Consider the following 15,946-nt stretch of genomic DNA (forward strand, 5'->3'; position numbering starts at 1 on the left):
CACAGAAACAAGGAGGATATATCCCGCACCTGTTTCTGTGGCCTCTGTTGTGCTGTATGTGGAAACCTTAGTTTGCCGATTCGAATTCTTCGAGGAAGCGGGTGTCGTTTTCCGAGAACATGCGCAAGTCCTTCACTTTGTATTTCAGGTTGGTGATGCGTTCCACACCCATGCCGAACGCATAGCCGGAATATACCTTGCTGTCTATTCCGCAGGCGTCAAGCACGGCCGGGTCTACCATGCCGCATCCCAGGATTTCCACCCATCCGGTATATTTGCAGAACGGACATCCTTCGCCGCCGCAGATGTGGCAGCTGATATCCATCTCCGCGCTCGGTTCGGTGAACGGGAAGTAGGACGGACGGAGGCGTATTCTTGTCTGCGGGCCGAACATTTCCTGGGCGAACTGCAGAAGCACCTGCTTCAGGTCGGTGAACGATACGTTCTTGTCGACGTACAGCCCTTCAATCTGGTGGAAGAAGCAGTGGGCGCGGTAGCTGATCGCCTCGTTGCGGTATACGCGTCCCGGGCAGATGACACGGATAGGGGGCTGGGTCTTTTCCATCACGCGGGCCTGCACGCTGCTTGTGTGCGTGCGGAGAATGATGTTTTTGGTCACGTCGTCTGCGTTCGACTCAACGAAAAACGTGTCCTGCATGTCGCGTGCCGGATGGTCGGCCGCAAAGTTCAGCATTGTGAATACGTGCATGTCGTCTTCCACTTCCGGGCCTTCGGCGATGGTGAATCCCATCCGTCCGAATATGTCGATGATTTCATTCCTTACGATGGAAAGCGGGTGGCGCGTTCCCAGTCCGACGGGGTAGGCGGTGCGGCTCAAGTCAATGCCTTCAGTGTCATTGTCCTGGTTGTCGAACATTTCTTTCAGGGCCGCGATGCGTTCCTGCGTGCGGTTCTTCAGTTCGTTCAGTTTCATGCCCACTTCTTTCTTCTGTTCGGCGGGCACGCTGCGGAAATCCGCCATCAGCGCATTGATCGCCCCTTTCTTGCTTAAGTATTTGATGCGAAGAGCTTCGAGTTCTTCAGCGTTGCTGGCAGTCATGCCTTCTACTTCATGAAGCAGTTCTTCTATTTTTGCTAACATAGTTCTTGCTATTATTATTTTGCTGAGTGCAAAGGTAGTAATAAAAAAGAAAAGTCCTATTTTATTTTACACCGAAACGAAAAAAAAGGTATTTTTGCACCCAACATTTGAGTATAGTAAATGAAAACATTGATTTTCGGGTGTTGTTTGGTGATACTGATGGCATCCTGCCAAGGTGGCAAGAAGAAAGCCGGTCCTTTTGAAACTTTGACTGAGCAGATTGATTCTTTGACTATGGTGCCTGATTCGGTTCAGGACACGCTTGTGGTTGCGGAGGAAGAAGTTCCGGCGTCGGCTGATGAGAGTTTCGCCGATTTTTTCTATAACTTCGCTTCGGAGCCTAAGTTCCAGAAGTCGCGTGTGGTTTTTCCTTTTTCGTTTTACAAGGGAGAAGAAGTGGTGCGTATCCAGCGCAAAGAATGGAAATACGATCCGCTCTTCAGCAAAGAGCAGGCCTATACCGTGCTTTTCGATTCGGAAGAAGACATGGAGGTGGAGAAGGACACGAGCTTGCGGAGCGTGCAGGTCGACTGGATTTATCTGCATGAAGGAAAGATCAAGCGCTATTATTTTGAGCGCAAGCGGAGTTCGTGGTTTCTTGAGGCGATAAATATTGAGCGGCTGGCGCAAGAAGAAGACGGGAAGGAAGATTTCTTTGCTTTCTACAAGAAGTTCTCGTGCGATTCGGTGTTCCAGAGCGAACGCCTGTCCAGTCCGCTGGCTTTCGTTACGGTCGATCCGGAAGACGAGTTCCAGATTCTGGAAACCACGCTCGATGAGGGGCAGTGGTTCGCTTTCCGTCCGCCGATGATGAAAGAACGGTTGACTAATGTGCATTACGGCCAGCCCGAGCAGAAAAATGCAGACCGCAAGATAATGGAATTCAAGGGTTTCGGAAACGGATTCAACAACACGCTGCATTTTTCGCGGAGAAACGGGCTGTGGCGTCTGGTAAAGTTTGAAGATTTAAGCGATTGATTGTATGACTGAATATACAGACTATTCCCTGCTTGCTCACAACACGTTCGGAATGGACGTGAAGGCGGCGCGTTTCATTGAGTATAAGTCGGAAGAAGAGTTGTGCGCCTTCCTTTCTTCGGGAGGGCTTCGGCTTCCCTTTTTGCATATCGGAAGCGGAAGCAACCTGCTGTTCCTCTCAGACTATCCCGGATTGATCCTGCATTCGGCCGTGAGGGGGATCGAAACGGTGGCTGAAACCGGGGAATGGATCGAACTTCGCGCAGGCTCGGGCGTTGTGTGGGACGATTTTGTTGCCTATACGGTGGAGCGCGGATGGTATGGAGCCGAGAACCTGTCGCTGATACCCGGTGAGGTGGGAGCTTCGGCGGTGCAGAACATCGGCGCATACGGAGCCGAGGCGAAAGACCTGATCGTATCGGTAGACACGGTTGAGGCCGGAACGGGAAAGAAGTGCCGTTTCTCCAATGCGGAATGCCGCTACGCTTATCGCGAGAGCATCTTCAAGAAAGAGCTGAAAGGGCAGTATTTTGTGACGGGGGTGACTTATCGCCTGAGCAAGCGTCCCGTGTTTCGTCTTGATTACGGCAACGTGCGCGCCGAGCTGGAGAAAGAAGGCGCCGTGCCGACTCTTGCTAACGTGCGCCGGGTGATCATTTCAATCCGGAAGAACAAGCTCCCCGATCCGGAGGTCATGGGAAACGCCGGAAGCTTTTTCATGAATCCGGTCATTCCGCGGAGCCAGTTTGAACGCTTGCGCGGGGAATACCCCGACATGCCTTCCTATCCTCTGGAGGGAGAGCGTGTGAAGGTGCCGGCCGGATGGCTGATAGACCGGTGCGGGTGGAAAGGCAAGTCTTTGGGACCTGCCGCCGTACACGACCGCCAGGCCTTGGTGCTTGTCAACCGGGGAGGGGCTACGGGGCGCGATGTGCTCCGGCTGGCCGGTGAAGTGGTCCGTTCGGTACAGGAAAAGTTCGGCATAGCGATTTCGCCCGAGGTGAATGTGATAGAATAAGATTCAGATTAACAGAACAGGATGGACATGAAGATTACGATATTGGGAAGCGGAACTTCTACGGGAGTTCCCCAAGTGGGATGCACGTGTGAGGTGTGCAGAAGCACGGACGCGAGGGACAACCGCCTGCGCTGTTCCGGCCTGGTAGAGGCGGACGGCGTGCGCATTCTCATCGACTGCGGTCCGGATTTCCGCCAGCAGATGCTCCGGCTGGACGATTACCGTCCGATCGACGGGGTGCTGATAACGCACGAGCATTACGATCATGTGGGCGGACTTGACGATCTGCGCCCTTTCTGCCATTTCCGTGACATTCCGGTCTATGCCGAGAGCGATACCGCCGAACGTCTGAAAAGGCGCATTCCTTACTGCTTTACGGAGCATCTCTATCCGGGCGTGCCGCACATTCCGCTGGAAAAGATCGCGGAGGGCGTTCCCTTCACGGTCAGCAACATGCAGGGCAACTCGGTGGAGGTGGTGCCTTTCCGCGTGATGCACGGCCCTTTGCCTATCATGGGATACCGTATCGGTCCGATGGCGTGGATTACGGACATGCTTTCCATGCCCGACACTTCGTATGCCTGTTTGCAGCATTTGGACTGTCTGGTGATGAACGCCCTGCGCATCGAGCCGCACTGGACGCACCAGTCGCTTTCGGAAGCCCTTGCGCAGGCCGCACGAATCGGGGCGGGCCGCACGTGGCTTATCCACATGAGCCATCAGATAGGCCTTCATGCGGAGGTTGAAAAGTCGCTTCCTGCCAATGTGCATCTTGCTTACGACGGACTGGAACTGCATTGCAATATGTAAGCAGAAAGCCTCTTTTGCTTTCCGCACCGCGACGCGCTTTTCGCTTTCTGGAGATGTTTTCTTAAAGAAATATAATCGGAACCCCGTTCATACGCCTTGTGAAGGGGCGGTTCCGGACTGGCCGGGAGGATTGGGGCGTATAAGCGTGTGAAAATAACGGCTTGTTTTGATAAAAGTTTCCCGTCATCTTTGTCCGGATGACCTTATATGTGGCGGAAAATGTCCCGTCATCTTTTCAGATCCTGCTTTTTATCCTTCTTTTTTGTCCGGAATGTTTCAGAATGGCGAGGTTTTCGGATTGTCCGAATGTTTGCCTATGGCGCATTTCCCTCTCGAAACAGGGCGGACGAAAAGCTTTTCCTTCCGTTTTGACATGCAGAACCGGTTTGTTCGGACATGCCGGTCGTTTGTCTTTTCTCGTCTTTCCCGAATTTCTCTTCCCGTTGCTTCTGTCTGAATGCGGGCGATTCTCAGGCCTTTGAAATGGCAAAATGGCATTTTGTCAAGATGACGTTTCCCGCTTTTTTCAAAAATTTTGATATTTTGTCGTTCCTTTTGCTTATCTTTGTTAAACGGATAAATTGCTGAATTTAAAGAAACAAAGCTATGAAAACAAACGTTCGTTTAGGGCTGGTTCTGCTGGTACCAGTCTTTGCAATGGGCATGGCGGCATGCAAGGATGACGAAGGGGCATCCGAACCGCAATTCATTGAAAATGCAAGGCTGATGGAGGAGGGACAGACGCTTTCTCCGGGCGAAACCGTGCATCTTTTGGGTGACGGCTATCTGGATACCGATGATGTGATGCTGGAGTTTTATTGGGACCTGAACGAGCCGGGTTTTCCGGAAGGTTACATCAAGGGTTACAGGGCCGAAATCATGGAGTCGGCTTCGGACGGCATCTCTATCCGTCTGCCTTACCGGAAGCCCGAATCGCGGGTGGAGGTGCTGGTGATGCGCAGCGGAGAAATGATGCATGTGGGGAAATTGTACGTGGAAGACGGTGCTACTCCTGAAGAAGCCCGGCTGTATGGCATTACCCGTGGTGGAGGCACGGCGGAATGCATGTGGAACGCAAAGCCGGAAACGCGGTGGACGCTTGACGGATGTCCGGACTTTCATTCCGCCGTGTCCTGCTGGGAGTGCTATGGCCTGTGCGGACTGAGCGAAATCGGAGGGATGCAGTGTCCCGTCTTTTTCGACTTCTGCACCTCGGAATGGAAAAGGTTGGGCGGATATCCTACGCTTGCCTTGTTTGCCTCTCCGTCAGGAGTAGGTGCGCTTCATGCCGTTGACGGGGAGGATTATACGCTTGAGATCATCTCTGACCATCTGGAGCGGAATGATTATGTTTCAACCTCTTCGCGCGATATTATGCCGGCACCGCTATATAAATATCCGTTGCCGGAAGGTTTGGAAGCGGAAATGTTCGGCGATTATCCCGGTGCCTATACGGGAACGGAAAGTCTGCTGTTTTCCGCAAATAATGGGAACGGAAAATGGACTCCTGTGGTATATGGCATCTATAGCGGATTCCATGCGCTTGGCGATGTGGAGGCTGAAGGACTGATACCTTTCTCCTTTATGGATAAGGACAATGAATGGCAGTGCGGATATATCGTGGTCCGTGCCGGTGTGAGCGGGATGTATCTGCTGGAAGAGAACGGCGAGCCTGCTTTCGACGAGCCGTGTTCCACGTTTGCCGGCCGTGCCCTGTCGGTGTCTGCCAATTACGACCGTCCGGGAACCTTGACCGTTCTTTTTGAAACCGGCGGTACCGGTCGCAAGATCATGGAGTTTTCATTGGATGGAAAGGTCTGGAAATCTGTGGACGAGGAGGGATGCGCTTATGATGAGATCGTATGGACGAACTGATCTGTCTGCTTGGTAAAGTCTGTCGTTTTTCTTCTGTTTTATTGCCTGCCGGGTGTGTATCATCCGGCTCTCATGCTTTCTGATTGTTTGAGTGGAATGCAGATGTAGGACATTTTGTTTAGTTTAGTTAATAAAAACAGACAATATAATCCTTTTTTTTGTCTGCTTAGCATTCGTAAACATCTGTTTGGTATATAATGCATAATTATGCTTTTTTTAATTAAACGAATGACGCTACATTTGCCATGAAACTTAAAAACATTATGTATGAGAACGAAAAATCTTTTTGTATGGATACTGCTTGTGCTAACGGCGGTGTCTTGTAAGAATGATGATGAACCTGGACTTCCCGGTGGAGGGGATAATCTGGCAAAGCTCGGTCAAATAGCAATGGTAACGGAAGATATCGGTGACTGGGATAAGGCTTATCTGACTCCCGACGGGTATTTTTTGTATCGTGACGGAATCTCTGCTCCGGCAGCGCGCGAAGGCGAAACAGACGATAAATATGATTGTCTGAGTTATATGTCGTTGGATAAAAAGACAAAAGTGAATATTCTTTTGTCAAAAGACGACAAACTTCCTGCGCAGATTGTATTTGAAGATAAGACTTCTCTGTATTTCAGTTATTTGGATGATGAGCCGGAAGAAGAAACCGTTCTGGAATTGGTTTATGACGGAGGCGGAAAGATGGAAAAGATCGGCAACTACAGATACAGTTATGCTGAATGGGAAACCATTAAGACTCAGTATGCGGGTGAAGATATCCTGATGCAGGCTCTGTCTTATTTTAATTTCCTGGTTAAGGAAAGCGGATGTACTTCATCTTCTATCGTTGGATTGACCGAAACATTCGACGACGTGCTCAGTCTGGAAATCAGCTTGGATGTGGATATAGACGTTTTGGCTCTTGAAAAGGACGATGAAGGTTTTGTCTTCGTCAGTGACATAAATGTTGTGTTTGATGTCGTGGTTGAGAAGGTCTTTTCAGAACTGGCTTTATGGACAGGTGAGGCCAGCTTTAAGGTCGGCGGATCTTCATGTACGTTGAAAGGGTCTATCTGGTGTGCATCGCAGACATTTGGAGATTATGGAGTATATGGTATTGTGTGTGATACGGACAAGTCAAAACTGAAGATTGATGCAAATCCTGAATTCTCAGGTACAGGCATCCAGACGGATAAGGAATTTGAAGTTGATTTCAGAGGACTGCAGCCGCGCACCACTTATTATTATCGGGCTTATTATAAGTTCAACAGCTCCGATCACGGTAATTTGAAATTCGTGGACAATGTTGAGGTTTCTTCAGACGGACAGGTCGGATACGATACGGTCATCAAAGAATTTACTACAGGCGATAATATCTTGAATGTGGATGTAGTGATGTGTATGGATGTGACCGGCAGTATGAGCGGACTGATTAATACGGTAAAGAAAAATGCCCTGAATTTTTATGACATATTTGAGAAAGCTTGCGTTGAATCAAACATCATATTGTCTTCGTTGAATACCCAGGTTATTGCTTTCCGTGACAAGAATGAGGATAAAGACTGGCTGTTGAAATCGGATGTGTATGCCATGCCTGATGACAGGGAGCTGTTCAGCGGATTTGTCAATGGACTGAGAGCTACAGGTGGAGGTGATATCCCGGAAAGTGGTCTGGAAGCGCTGGATACTGCTTTTTCAAGGGACGATTGGGGCAAAGACGACGGCTATCATCGTCAGGTGGTCATTTTGTGGACAGATGCGCCTTATTTGACTGGTTCCAGCTATACGGACTTGACCTTGGAAAATGTGCAGCTCAAATGGGACAGCATGCCTTCCGGACGCCGCTTGGTATTGTTCGCTCCAAACGGGACTCAGTCCAATGGAGGCAGCTGGAGTGATCTGGACAGTTGGATCAATGTGATGCATCTGACAGATACGTCTACCGGATTTGAAAATATCGATTACGTAATTGACAACATTATCGGTGAATTGACCGGTAAAGGTAAAACAGAACTGAGCCGGGTACAGCCTTCTTCGGTAACCACCGTATTCACTCCGAACTATTAAAAACAAATGCCTTGTTCCGGAACAGCCGACATGCTTGGCGTTTGATGGCAAAAGTATGGTGGGCTGTTCTGTGGCAATGGACATAAATTCAAAAAGCTCTATCATTCTCCGGAAAGGGGAAGGTAGAGCTTTTTGATATTAACGTGAGTCCGACGGATTCAGAGCGTTTAAATTTTGCTCTGCCTCGGTTTGAGAATTGTATTCGAGGATGTTTATCCATTTTTACGGGGATGACAGCAGGGAAACCGACCGGAAACAAACTCAAAAGGAGCGGATAAAAATACTTAGAAACTGTTTTGAATTTCTCCAAAAAGTTTTTCTTGGCTTGATGTGTTCGTTTTCGTGTGTGCTTTGGGCTATTTTTGGGTCTTTTCTGCTTCTGTTCTTCGTCAGATAGCCCGCTATCTTCCTCATCACACAAACGGAAATGCCTCAAAAACTCATCCCAAATCAGCACACGATAAATTCAAAACAGTTTCTTAACCGGAAAATTTAAACGACAGGCTCTTCATTTTGCGCACCTGCTTAAATGGAAATCCTATGGTGTCGCTGTCAGGCGGTCTGCTCTTTTTCCAATTCCAGTGCTTTGGGGAAAATGATGTTGTTTTCCAAATGGATGTGTTCGTGCAATGCCTCCTCAAATTGCTTCAATTGCTGCAATGCCAGCCGGAAGCTGGCACATGCGTCTTCAGGAGCGGTGAATCCGTTGGTTAGGGAAGAGATTCTTTCAAAACGTTCTCCTTCGTGGCTATGTTCATCTTCCATCACTTTGATGGGGTGCAGGATGGTGCCGCAATGAAATTTGGCTACTTTCACGCCTTCTTCTTTGGCCTGGAACATCCCGTAAATGTAAGGGAACAGAACATTCTCTTCTTTTGACAAATGATTTTCCAAATCACGGAGCGAGTCGCGGAACAGTGTCTGGACTTGCAGCAACTCCGGATGATTCTTCGCATGCACTTCGGTTACTTTGGCCAATAAGGCTTCTGTTTGCGGGCCTTTGGCACGGATTCCCCGGTGGTGAATCTTCAATACGTAGTCTATTAATAAGTCGATGAGCCATCCGGGAAAGTCGGGAGCATTGCCGTTCGCATTCTCCTGCAATTCGTTTAGTTCACGCGCCACAGCTTCGGGATCAAGGTTGCGGTTCCGGCAGGCTTCCGCAAACGGAATATGGCCATGGCAGCAAAAATCAATGCGGTAGCGGGAAAACACTTTGGCAGCATCAAAGTTGCCGGCTACAATTTGTCCGACAGTGTATGAATTGTAATTTTTCTGTTTCATAATCTTTTGTTTATTCGTTTATTAATCCAAATTTTTTCATGTCACGTTCTGCAGTGCCGATGCCCCTTATTCCAAAGTTGTCGGCCAGTATCTTCGTTACATTGGGCGAGAGGAATGCAGGCAAGGTGGGACCGAGATGAATCTCTTTTATTCCCAAACTGAGCAACGCCAGCAATACGATCACCGCTTTCTGTTCATACCATGCGATATTGTAAACAATGGGCAGTTCATTGATGTCATGCAGCCCGAACACTTCTTTCAGCTTGAGGGCGATGACTGCCAATGAATAGCTGTCGTTGCACTGTCCTGCATCCAAAACGCGCGGAATGCCATTAATGTCACCTAACGCCAGTTTGTTATAACGGTATTTAGCGCATCCCGCAGTCAAAATGACCGTGTCTTTGGGGAGCATCTCGGCAAAAGCGGTGTAGTAGTCACGGCCGCGCATACGTCCGTCACAGCCTGCCATGACGATGAACTTACGGATGGCTCCGCTCTTTACGGCTTCTGCCACCTTGTCTGCCAGTTGCAGCACTTGATTGTGGGCAAAGCCGCCGATGATTTCTCCGTGTTCTATTTCTGTCGGTGCGGCGCATCGTTTGGCTGCTTCTATAATTTCAGTATAATCCTTATGTCCTTTCTCGTCTGCTGCAATATGCTTGCAGCCGGGATATCCGGTAGAATTGGTGGTAAACATGCGTTCTTTGTAAGTGGCGTTGGGCAGAGGAGGAACGATGCAGTTGGTTGTGAATAGGATGGGACCATTGAATGAGGTGAACTCTTCGCGTTGTTTCCACCATGCATTTCCGTAGTTTCCGGCAAAGTGTGTATATTTCTTGAATGCCGGATAGTAATGTGCAGGAAGCATTTCACCATGAGTATATACGTCTACACCGCTGTTTTTGGTCTGTTCCAGCAGTTCCTCCAGGTCATGCAGGTCATGTCCGCTTATCAGAATGCCGGGCCGGGTACCTGCTCCGATGTTTACGCGGGTAATTTCCGGATTGCCGTAGCTGGAAGTATTTGCCTTGTCGAGCAAAGCCATTGTTTGCACGCCTGTTTCACCTGTTTTCAAAGCTAATGCAGTCAGCTCATCCGCCGATAAAGATTTTGTGGTGAGCTGTGCGATGGTATGCTGCATGAAACGATGGATGCTTTCGTCATTGTGTCCTAACCTCATGGCATGTTCCAGATAAGCAGCCATTCCTTTTAGACCATACATAATCAGTTCCTTTAACGAGCGCAGGTCTTCGTTTGTTTCGCGCAACACTCCGACGGTTGCAGCTTTTGTATCGTATTCATCGCGGTCACCTTTCCAGTTCAATTCGTCAGCTTCCGGCAGAGGAATGTTTTTGGACGAAGCCCGATGTTTGAGTTCATCACGTATTGCCAGGCCTTTGCCGATGCGTTTCACGATGCTTTCGTCATCGAAATTGGCATTGGTAATGGTGCAGAACAAGGCATCTGCAATGAAATTGTCTACATTTTCTTCAACGGGAAGAGCATATTGGCGCAGTTGGTCCGCCACAACAGAAATTCCCCGCACAACAAAGAGTAATAAATCCATATTGCGTGCTGTAGTTGCATTCTTTCCGCAAACGCCTTTTAAGGTGCAACCGAAACCTTTGGCTGTTTCCTGGCACTGGAAACAAAACATGTTATTCTCCATATCTTTCTCTTTTTAATGATTTCTATTACTTTTGTGCAAAAGTAGACGGTTTCCGTCTTTTAAACTGTACCATATGTTACAGCGCGTACAAACAACAGTTAAAAGAAAGCAGGATGGAACTGACGGGATTATTGCAGGTTGCCCCTTTTCAGGGAATGAAAGAAGAAGAACTGATTGCTTTTCTATTCGGCGTTCCGAATAGCTTGAAGCACTTTGAGACGGGTGATGTCATCGCCCGGCAAGGCAGCTTATGCAAAGGGCTGTACATTCTTGCCTCGGGAAGTGTGCGGGCGGGGATGATAAATGATGAAGGAAAAGAACTGACGGTAGAAGAAATTGACGCTCCCAACTTGCTGGCCTCAGGCTTTATTTTTGCTACAGAAAATCGCTTTCCTGTCAATGTAGAGGCTGTAGAGCCTTGTGAGGTTTTTATAATAGGAAAAGAACGTTTCCTGGAATTTATGCACTTGCATCCGTTGATGATGCAGAATTTTTTGAAGGATATTTCGGACCGGAGTGTTTTTCTAAGCAGGAAACTGAATGAGTTTGCTTTGTTGAATCTAAAGGCTCGTCTGTTGAAATACCTGGAAACGCATCCTGCGATCCATAATCAGCAGGAAGTGGCTCAGAAGCTGGGAGTTACCCGTCCGTCGTTGGCCAGGGCATTGTCTGAGCTGGCAAATGAGGGAAGGATAAAGAAATAATAGGGATTACGGATTGCCTTTGCTCGGCTAAATATAGATGGGACGCAAAGGCATGAAGTTCATCTCCTTGCATCCCTATGCTTCTATTTTCCGCTTGCTCCTTTCAGCGATTCCCTGCAGATTCCGTTCAGTCCGCATTCGGCGCATTTGGGATTGCGTGCCGTGCAGACATAGCGTCCGTGGAGTATCAGCCAGTGGTGGGCGGTGGGTACAATCGCTTCGGGCAGGTATTTCATCAGGTATTTTTCGGTGGCGAGCGGTGTCGTGCAGCTTTTGGGCACCAGGCCGATGCGGTGGCTTACGCGGAACACATGGGTGTCTACCGCCATGGCTGCCTTGTGGAACACCACGCTCTGAATGACATTTGCCGTTTTCCGTCCCACTCCGGGCAGCTTCACCAGTTCTTCGAGCGTGTCGGGAACCTGGCTCCGGAAGTCTTTCACCAGCATCTGAGCCATGCCTACCAGATGCTTCGCCTTGTTGTTGGGGTAGCTTACGCTTTTGATGTATTCAAAAACTACTTCCGGTGTTGTGGCAGCAAGCGCTTCCGGAGTAGGGAAGTCGCGGAAGAGCGGAGGGGTAATCATGTTCACCCGCTTGTCGGTGCATTGTGCGCTCAGAATAACGGCAATGAGCAGTTGGAACGGGTCTTCGTAATGCAGTTCCGTTTCTGCCACGGGCATCGCCGCGTTGAAGTATTCGATAACTTTCTGATACAGGTCTTTCTTTGTCATATCTCAATACCATTTTTTGCGTCGGAAATAAAAATAAAGTCCTGTGCCCAGCAGAAGCATCAGCAGCCAGGCAAACAGGTAGCCGAACTTCCAGTCGAGTTCGGGCATGAAGCTGAAGTTCATCCCCCATATTCCGGCGAGGAAAGTCAGCGGAATGAAGATGGTGGAAACGATAGTGAGCTGCTTCATGATATTGTTCATCTGCTGGTCGTTGTTCGACATGTAGAGGTCGAGCAGGGAAGAAATCATGTCGCGGCATCCTTCGAGTGTCTGTAACACGAATTGCAGATGATCGTTCACGTCGCTGTAGAACGGGCGGCTTGCCTTGTGGATCAGGTTGTTTTCTGTATGGAAAAGTTTGCTGAACTGCTCTTTCAGCGGGAGGATGCTTCGCTTGACGAGGCGGAAATTGCGCCGGTACTGCTGGATTTCGTCGATGCCGGGACTGGTGTCGGTCGGCGACAGCAGGCGTTCCTCCAGATCCTCCAGTTCGTCTTCCATTTTGGAGATGATCGACATGAAGCTTGCCATCACGCTGTTCAGCATTACGCTCATCAGGAAGTCCGATTGCCGGTTGCGGATTCTCAGCACATTGTTGTTGATGGCCGTATTGATTTCATTGAAAAAGTCCGTATCCTTTTCGAGAAATGTCAGCACAAAGTTTTCGCCTTGTATGATGCAGAACTGTTGCGGTGTGTATTCGTTTTCTTCGTTGGGCGAGAGCTGCTTCAGGAGCACCACATTGTAGGTGTCATGTTCTTCGATCTTTGTGAGGTGTCTTGAGTTCAGTATGTCCTGTACGGTGAGAAAATCCACATGGAAGTGGTTGCACACATCGCGGACGATACCGGTGTTTTCCAGACCGTGTATCTGAATCCAGTTGATGGCTTCGTCACGCATGTGGGGCAGGATGTCTTCCAGCTCTTTTCCTGTGACGGTCTGGATATCCTTCGCACTGTAGCTGCACAGGTGCAGATGTGTGGGAGTGCGGCTTTCGCCGATATAGTTCAGTTCTTCGCTCAGCAAATTGTTCTTTGCCATAATCTGTCCGTGTTTGGTATGCCTGCAAAGATAATATAAAAAAGCGAGATGCTGAGCAATTCGCCGAAATATGAGTGAGGGCTAATGATTTAGAGGATTCTCTTTAAACTTGCTCCTAATCCGGTATCCGGTATTCATTGGGCGTACATCCGACCGCTTTCTTGAATGCCCGGCTGAAATACTGCGGGTACTGGTATCCCAAAGCGTATGCTATTTCACTCACCGACTTGCTTGATGCCAGCAGCAAGTCTTTTGCCGTGTCCATGATTTTCTGCTGCACATACTCTTGCGCTGATTTCCCTGTTTCTTTCTTTATCAAGTCACCGAAATAATTAGGAGATAGATGCAGCTGGTCGGCGCACCATGCCACTGTAGGCGTTCCCAGGCTTTTAGGTTTGTCTGATATGAAATAATCGTCCAAAAGCTCCTCGAAACGTTTCAGAATGTCTTTGTTGGCACGTTTGCGTGTAATGAACTGGCGGTCGTAAAAACGGGTGCAGTAATTCAGCAGCAGTTCGATGGCCGAGGCTATAATGGCATTGCTGTGCCGGTCTGTCCCGTTTTTTATTTCGTCATCAATCTTTTTCAGACAGTCGATGATCGTGTCCCGTTCCTGTAAAGAGAGATGCAGGGCTTCGCTTACATTATAAGAAAAAAACGTATAGTCTTTGATGTGACTCCCAAGCGGGGTATTCCTCAGCAAATCCGGACTGAAATAGAGGCACCAGCCTTTAGCCTGATAGGTGGAGCCGTCGGCGGGATAGCCGAAAACCTGCCCCGGAGCGACGAATACGAGCGTATTTTCCTGATAGTCGTATTCTCCGCGGCCGTATTTCAAATAATCGGCGCATCTTACGTCTTTCAGAAAAATGACATAAATCCCGAAATTCTTTCGGCAGTTCGGTATCGGGCGTGTGATTTGTGAGCCTTCAAGTACATTCACCAGCGGATGCCGGCTTTCAAGCCCCCAATGCTCGTCGTAATCGCTGACCGTAGGTATGTTTACAATCTTATCCATCGCTTTTCTTCTTATTGCTGCAAAAGTAGCATATTTTCAGAATAATCCTTTGCTTTCAGTAAATGTTATACGCCAATCTGTAATTTGGATAGGTTGTTTCTGTCAGGAGGGCGGTAAATTTGCATCGTATTTGGAAAGAAGCAGGCTTAATAGTGTATGAACCGTATAACCATAAATAACACTTAACTCCGATTGAACATGAAAAAGTTTCTTATTATTCCGCTTTTATTCCTTTCTGTGACCGCTATGGCGGCCTGTTCTCCCAGTGACACTCCTGAAACGGGGACGGAACAGCCGGCAAATCCCGAACAGCCGGGAGGCGAAGACGCGCCCGATGAACCGGATAGTCCGGATGAACCGGTCCGGACGAAGACGCTTGTCGCTTATTTTTCCGCTCAGGGGCATACACAGGCAGTGGCCGAACGTATAGCCGAAGTGTTGGGTGCCGACATCTTCCGTATAGAGGCTGCAGAGCCGTACGCAGAAAATCCCTATGACGACAGCAACCGTATCCAGAATGAGGCATACAACGGCCTGCGTCCTGGAGTGGGCAACTTGCCCGATACGGAAACCGTTGCCGCCTACGACACGCTTTTTGTCGGTTCGCCCTGCTGGTGGCATCAGCCGGCTATGGTGGTCTGCACTTTTCTCGAATCGTATGATCTGAAAGGCAAGGTTGTGGTGCCGTTCTTCACTTACGGTGCGACAACTTATCTGAATGAGTCGATGCAGACGATTTACCGTGTAACGCCCGAATCGGAACATCTGCCTGCCACATTGCCCGAAGACCTCGATCCCGACAATATCCGTGAGCCTCAGAGCGATGATGCGGGCATCCCGATGCCGGGCAACGCCAGTGGGGTGGAACGTTGGTTGCACGAGCTGGGCATATTGCAGTGATTATTTATTATCAAAGACAAGAACAGATATGAACAAGGCTAGTTTATTTTTATCCGTTGCCGTGTCGTTGGCAGTCGTTTTCACCGTCTATGCTTATGCCAGTCGCACCTGTACGGCAGAATCCGTAACGAACGACAGAATTTCGGCTGAGGCGGCACAACCTGCAGCCGTACCGGTAAAAGGAAAAGTGCTCGTAGTGTATTTTACCTCGCCCGAAACGGATGGTGTGGACACTTCGTCGGGAGCAAGCCGGATTGTCGCCGACGGCAAGCTGTATGGCAACACCGAGTATGTGGCGGCTCTCATCAGCCAAAAGACCGGCGGCGACCTGTTTCAGATTAAGATGGCGAATGCTTATCCCGGCACGCACAAGGAACTGCTAGATGCCTCAAAGAGAGAAATTGACGCAAAAGTCCGTCCGAAGCTGACTTCGCATATTCAACGCTTGAAGGATTATGACGTGATATTCGTCGGCTTCCCTAATTGGTGGTACGACATGCCGATGCCGCTTTACTCCTTCTTTGACGCATACGATTTTACAGGCAAGACGCTGATACCGTTTTGCACACATGCCGGAAGCCGTTTTTCACAGGCAGAGAAGACCATAGCGGCATTGGAGAAAGGGGCGAAGATGCAGAAAGGACTTGCCATTTCGCGCAAGAACCTGGGTGAGGCGGAAACGGCAATACAGAATTGGCTGCAACGGATGGGGTTCGGCAAATAATCGGCCCGCATGTAAAATAGGTTCATCTATCTGT

The 15,946-nt window shown here is 49.1% G+C and carries 14 protein-coding genes; 8 read left to right on the top strand and 6 right to left on the bottom strand.

Annotated elements, in window-relative coordinates; translation table 11 throughout:
* Nucleotides 1-67: 67 nt before the first annotated feature.
* Nucleotides 68-1,102, bottom strand: coding sequence for a phenylalanine--tRNA ligase subunit alpha (gene pheS, locus QUW60_RS04260; protein ID WP_289558672.1), 1,035 nt, complete (start codon nt 1,100-1,102; stop codon nt 68-70).
* A 120-nt stretch (nt 1,103-1,222) separates the two neighbouring features.
* On the opposite strand from pheS, the gene QUW60_RS04265 reads away from it, so the two are divergent.
* The 5 genes from QUW60_RS04265 (at nt 1,223) to QUW60_RS04285 (ending at nt 7,838) form a co-directional block, all read left to right on the top strand.
* Nucleotides 1,223-2,080 carry a DUF4348 domain-containing protein gene (locus tag QUW60_RS04265; protein ID WP_289558674.1) on the top strand — a complete coding sequence of 286 codons (858 nt, stop codon included), beginning with the start codon at nt 1,223-1,225 and terminating at the stop codon, nt 2,078-2,080.
* A 4-nt stretch (nt 2,081-2,084) separates the two neighbouring features.
* Nucleotides 2,085-3,098: a UDP-N-acetylmuramate dehydrogenase gene (murB, locus tag QUW60_RS04270; protein ID WP_289558677.1), complete on the top strand. Its 1,014-nt coding sequence runs from the start codon at nt 2,085-2,087 to the stop codon at nt 3,096-3,098.
* Between the two features lie 27 nt (nt 3,099-3,125).
* Nucleotides 3,126-3,908: an MBL fold metallo-hydrolase gene (locus QUW60_RS04275; RefSeq protein ID WP_289558678.1), complete on the top strand. Its 783-nt coding sequence runs from the start codon at nt 3,126-3,128 to the stop codon at nt 3,906-3,908.
* Between the two features lie 606 nt (nt 3,909-4,514).
* Nucleotides 4,515-5,783 (top strand): WD40-like domain containing protein, encoded by a 1,269-nt coding sequence (locus tag QUW60_RS04280; protein WP_289558679.1) that lies wholly within the window; start codon nt 4,515-4,517, stop codon nt 5,781-5,783.
* Between the two features lie 267 nt (nt 5,784-6,050).
* Nucleotides 6,051-7,838, top strand: coding sequence for a vWA domain-containing protein (locus QUW60_RS04285; RefSeq protein WP_289558680.1), 1,788 nt, complete (start codon nt 6,051-6,053; stop codon nt 7,836-7,838).
* Nucleotides 7,839-8,390: 552 nt separating this feature from the next.
* On the opposite strand, the gene ric is transcribed toward QUW60_RS04285, so the two are convergent.
* Together ric and hcp are read right to left on the bottom strand one after the other, a co-directional pair.
* Entirely contained in the window at nt 8,391-9,122 is a 732-nt protein-coding gene (gene ric, locus QUW60_RS04290; RefSeq protein ID WP_289558681.1) for an iron-sulfur cluster repair di-iron protein, read from the bottom strand.
* 10 nt (nt 9,123-9,132) lie between these two features.
* Complete coding sequence (gene hcp / locus QUW60_RS04295) at nt 9,133-10,791, bottom strand: hydroxylamine reductase (RefSeq protein WP_289558682.1); 1,659 nt, start codon at nt 10,789-10,791, stop codon at nt 9,133-9,135.
* 113 nt (nt 10,792-10,904) lie between these two features.
* Between hcp and QUW60_RS04300 the strand changes: the two genes are divergently transcribed.
* Complete coding sequence (locus tag QUW60_RS04300) at nt 10,905-11,495, top strand: Crp/Fnr family transcriptional regulator (RefSeq protein ID WP_289558683.1); 591 nt, start codon at nt 10,905-10,907, stop codon at nt 11,493-11,495.
* 83 nt (nt 11,496-11,578) lie between these two features.
* On the opposite strand, the gene nth is transcribed toward QUW60_RS04300, so the two are convergent.
* The 3 genes from nth to QUW60_RS04315 form a co-directional block, all read right to left on the bottom strand.
* Nucleotides 11,579-12,229, bottom strand: a complete 651-nt coding sequence (gene nth / locus QUW60_RS04305) for an endonuclease III (RefSeq protein WP_258337776.1) — start codon at nt 12,227-12,229, stop codon at nt 11,579-11,581.
* Between the two features lie 3 nt (nt 12,230-12,232).
* Nucleotides 12,233-13,270, bottom strand: coding sequence for a magnesium/cobalt transporter CorA (corA, locus tag QUW60_RS04310; RefSeq protein WP_289558684.1), 1,038 nt, complete (start codon nt 13,268-13,270; stop codon nt 12,233-12,235).
* Nucleotides 13,271-13,385: 115 nt separating this feature from the next.
* On the bottom strand, nt 13,386-14,288 hold the full coding sequence (locus tag QUW60_RS04315) for a helix-turn-helix domain-containing protein (RefSeq protein WP_289558685.1): 903 nt from the start codon (nt 14,286-14,288) through the stop codon (nt 13,386-13,388).
* A gap of 198 nt (nt 14,289-14,486) precedes the next feature.
* Here QUW60_RS04315 and QUW60_RS04320 point away from each other — a divergent pair, with 198 nt between their 5' ends.
* Both QUW60_RS04320 and QUW60_RS04325 read left to right on the top strand, forming a co-directional pair.
* Nucleotides 14,487-15,188: a flavodoxin gene (locus tag QUW60_RS04320; RefSeq protein ID WP_289558686.1), complete on the top strand. Its 702-nt coding sequence runs from the start codon at nt 14,487-14,489 to the stop codon at nt 15,186-15,188.
* 28 nt (nt 15,189-15,216) lie between these two features.
* Nucleotides 15,217-15,912 (top strand): flavodoxin, encoded by a 696-nt coding sequence (locus QUW60_RS04325; protein ID WP_289558687.1) that lies wholly within the window; start codon nt 15,217-15,219, stop codon nt 15,910-15,912.
* Nucleotides 15,913-15,946: the final 34 nt, after the last annotated feature.

Source organism: Bacteroides gallinaceum (assembly GCF_030373775.1).
In the GTDB taxonomy this organism is placed as follows: domain Bacteria; phylum Bacteroidota; class Bacteroidia; order Bacteroidales; family Bacteroidaceae; genus Phocaeicola; species Phocaeicola excrementipullorum.